The 4,115-nt window shown below is 38.9% G+C and carries 3 protein-coding genes; all 3 read right to left on the reverse strand.

Annotated elements, in window-relative coordinates:
• Positions 1-247: 247 nt before the first annotated feature.
• Positions 248-1,534 carry a threonine synthase gene (thrC, locus tag ACJML3_RS03265; protein ID WP_406020582.1) on the reverse strand — a complete coding sequence of 429 codons (1,287 nt, stop codon included), beginning with the start codon at positions 1,532-1,534 and terminating at the stop codon, positions 248-250.
• 9 nt (positions 1,535-1,543) lie between these two features.
• Complete coding sequence (gene thrB / locus ACJML3_RS03270) at positions 1,544-2,506, reverse strand: homoserine kinase (protein WP_406020584.1); 963 nt, start codon at positions 2,504-2,506, stop codon at positions 1,544-1,546.
• A 6-nt stretch (positions 2,507-2,512) separates the two neighbouring features.
• The coding region (gene thrA, locus ACJML3_RS03275) for a bifunctional aspartate kinase/homoserine dehydrogenase I (protein WP_406020586.1) at positions 2,513-4,115 on the reverse strand (1,603 nt) is incomplete at its 5' end.

Genomic DNA, 4,115 nt, shown 5'->3' on the forward strand with positions numbered 1-4,115 from the left:
AGAATATATATGTGCTTATAACTCTTTTTGGTATGTATGGAGCTTTTAACTCTTTATTAAGAGGGTTAAGATCTATTCATCATGCAATCTTCATGTAGAAGATGTTTAAATTCAGCTTTTGTTATCTCTAACAATTTAAGAATCAAATAATTTTGTTTCATTCATACAAAAATCCACTGAAGGAATAACGCCAACAGTGGATTTTTAAAACCTAATATTTAAGTCTATCCAATTAGATTAAAACGAATTACTTTAAACCTTCTTCTGTCAAAATGTAATCCTTTAATGTATTGTAATCTGAATCCATATTATGAGCCTTTGACTCAAGAGCAACAGTGTCCTGAAGTGCCTTTGGAAGAGCAACATCAATACCAAGGATACGATCAACATCAGCCTTGAATTTAGCTGGATGTGCAGTACCTAAGAAGATACCAGTTTCACCATCTTTTAGGTTGTCTGATAATAACTGATAAGCAATAGCAGCGTGAGGCTCTAAAACATAACCTGTCTTCTTGTATAAAGCCTGCATAGTCTTTTCAGTATCAGCATCTGACATTGAACCAAAGTCAAAATCCTTTAATGACCAGCCCTGCATCTTAACTAAAGCTTCAACTCTTGGCCAGTTATTTGGTCTTGAGATATCCATCGCATTAGATAAGGTTGCAACAGTCTTATGTGGCTCATAGTTACCAGTTGTAAGATAACGAGGAATAGTGTCATTTGCATTACATGAGATAACAAAACGGCACTTCAAGCCAAGGGATTTAGCAATTAAACCTGCTGTGATATTACCAAAGTTACCGCAAGGAACTGAGAATACAACAGAATCACGCTTTTCTTTTGGAAGCTGTGATACAGCCTCAAAGTAGTAGCATACCTGTGCAAGAAGACGGCTTATGTTGATTGAATTTGCACTATTTAAACCTACAGTCTTTTTAAACTCTAAATCGTCAAAAGCAGTCTTAACAAGATCCTGACACTCATCAAAAATTCCATTAACTGTTACAGCACGGATATTCTTACCTAAAGTTGCTATAAGTTTTTCTTGAAGTTCAGAAATCTTGCCTTTTGGATATAGAATAACTACATCAATCCCCTTCTGCTCATAAAAAGCAGCTGCAACTGCTGCACCAGTATCACCTGAAGTTGCAGTTAAGATGGTTAAGTGATTATCCTGTCTTATGGCACCTAAAACACGTGCCATGAAACGAGCACCAAAATCCTTGAATGCTAAGGTTGGTCCGTGGAAAAGCTCTAAAGCATAGATATTCTCATCAGCCTTTACGATTGGTGCTTTAAAAGAGAATGCATCAGCAACAATAGCCTCAAGCTCAGGTAATTCATCATTTCCAATAAGATGACGAAGAACTTTCTGTGAACGCTCAACAAGTGGCATATCAATAAGTTCATCGATGTTATCCATAGGAGTAATATGATCTGGGAAGAATAAGCCCTGATCTTTACCAATCCCCTTGAGCACAGCCTGTGAAAAAGAAACTTGCTCGTTATGATCTTTTAGATTAAATAATTCCATTGTTATTTCCTAATCAATTACCTGTGCATAAGCTCCACGTCTGTCAACTTTGCAGACATGACAAAAACCGTCTTCATTTGCGATGAAGTTCTTCTCAAGATAATCCTTCATCAGATTTGCCTTTTCAAGATCTTCAAATATAGAGAACACTGAAGAGCCTGAACCTGAAATACCAGTTGCAAGAGCACCTATTGATAAACCATATTCTCTTGCCTCAGAAAAACCAGGTATTAAAGATGCTCTGTATGGCTCAGCAATAACATCAGTTAAAACTGAAGCTGCAAGCTTATCATCACCAGTGTGGCATGCATGAACAAAAGTAGCAAGATGACGACCGAATGTAATGGTATCTTTTCTGTCATAAGATGTAGGCAGGATCTGTCTTGCTGCGCTTGTTGAAACCTTAATTCCTGGGAAACATGATACCCAGTACCAGTTGTCAAAATCAGGAAGAGTTGTAGAAATGATGCCCTTTTCTTCAACTATGAGCTGAAGTCCGCCATAGTAGCAAGGAGCAACATTATCATAATGAATAGAGCCTGAGATTCTGCCTTCAAGTGCTCCCATAAGCTCTACAATCTTTTTCTCGCCTAATGCATTGTCATGAATAGCATCTAGTGCAACAACTGCAGCAACAACGGATGCAGCTGATGATCCAAGACCAGAGCATACAGGAAGGTTCTTTGAAAGCTCCATATGAACGTCAAGAGCTGTTTTTCCTTCCTTTTCTAAAGCATCCTTATACATAAGATATGCTTGATAAACAATATTCTGCTTAGGATCAGTTGGTAGCTTATGAGCAAAACGGCCTGTAACAGAAACATCACAGCCTTTTGCATCATTTTCAGAAATAATAATCTCATCGCCAAGTAAAGAACCGTCAATAGGCTTTAGTGCTGCGCCTAAAAGATCAAAACCTACAGACAGATTTGCAGCTGAAGCTGGAGCATATGCCTTATACATTTTTGTCATTTGAAACTAATCCTCACGAGCCCAGTTCTGAATACGTAAGATGTCAGATAAAACACCTGCCGCAGTAACTGCAGTACCTGCACCATAACCTCTTACAACTAAAGGAATAGGCTGATAATATGCTGTTGTCAGAGCAAGAGCATTTTCACCGTCACGAACCTTATAAAGTGCATTATCTGCACTTACAGGTGTAACCTTACACTGACACTTTCCGTTTTTAATTGAGCCTACATAACGAAGAACCTTACCTTCAGCCTTTGCCTCGTTAACCATCTTTGTAAAGTCAGCATCAGCATTCTTGATATTCAAGAGAACTTCCTGTGCATTAGCACCCTGTAAGAACTGCTTTGGTACAGCACCTTGAACATCGATATCAGAAAGTTCAAGCTCAAGTCCACACTCACGAGCAAGGATAAGAAGCTTACGAGCTACATCCATACCATCTAAATCGTCAGCTGGATTTGGCTCTGTGAAGCCCTTTGAGTATGCATCATAAGTTGCCTCTGATAGAGTCTTGCCATCTTCAACAAGACCGAACAGATATGAAAGTGTACCTGACAGGATACCCTCAAATTCAATTAAACTGTCACCTGCAGCAAGCTGATTTTGCAGTGTATTGATAACAGGTAAACCAGCACCTACATTTGCCTCATATAAGAACTTTCTGTGATGTTTCTTTGAGGCTTCTCTTAACTGCCTGTAGTACTCATAGGAGTTAGTGTTTGCCTTCTTGCTTGGAGTTACGATGTGATAACCTGCCTGCATGTAATCAACATACTTGAGTGCAAGAGCCTCAGATGATGTGCAGTCAACTAAAATTGGATTGATTAAGTGCAGATCCTTAATTAACTGCTCTGCACTCTCAGGATTTAAAGGCTCTGACTCTGATACATCAAGCAATGACTTATAGTTATCAAGATCGATACAGTTTGCATCACTAATGAAGTGTCGAGAATTACCGATACCTACAACTCTTACATCAAGACCGTTCTTTTCTCTTAAATGATCACGCTGACGCTTGATCTGATTTAAAAGCTCACCGCCAACACCGCCGCAGCCGATTAGAACAATATCAATTCTCTGAAGAGAGTTGAAGAATGCTGTATGAGCAAAAGCAACAGCTTCAGTTGCACGCTTTTGAGAAATAACAGCTGAAATAGAACGCTCTGATGAGCCCTGAGCAATAGCTCTGATATTAACATTAGCCTCAGCTAAAGCTCTGAAAAATTTACCAGAGATACCACGAACCATACGCATTCCGTCACCAACAACAGAAATAATTGCGCAGCCTTCTTTAACTTCGATTGGATTTAAAAGACCTTCTTTAAACTCTAATCTGAACTCTGATGAGATTACTCTCTTAGCTTTTGCAAGTTCTGACTGAGGAATACAGAATGAAATTGAGTACTCTGATGATGACTGGGTAATAAGAGTGATTGATACACCGGCACGAGAAACTGCAGTAAACAGTCTGCCTGCCATACCTACCATACCTTTCATACCAGGACCTGAAATATTGATAAGAGCAATATTCTTAAGATCGGTAATACCCTTGATAGGTACACTTAAATCAGTTTGCTCAGAAATCAAGGTACCAGGACCTTGTGGA

Source organism: Succinivibrio sp., from assembly GCF_045124615.1.
GTDB classification, from domain to species: Bacteria; Pseudomonadota; Gammaproteobacteria; order Enterobacterales; family Succinivibrionaceae; genus Succinivibrio; species Succinivibrio faecicola.

Coding starts and splice junctions, on each gene's coding strand:
- thrC (WP_406020582.1), bottom strand. CDS start 1,534: ATGGAATTATTTAATCTAAAAGATCATAACGAGCAAGTTTCTTTTTCA.
- thrB (WP_406020584.1), bottom strand. CDS start 2,506: ATGACAAAAATGTATAAGGCATATGCTCCAGCTTCAGCTGCAAATCTG.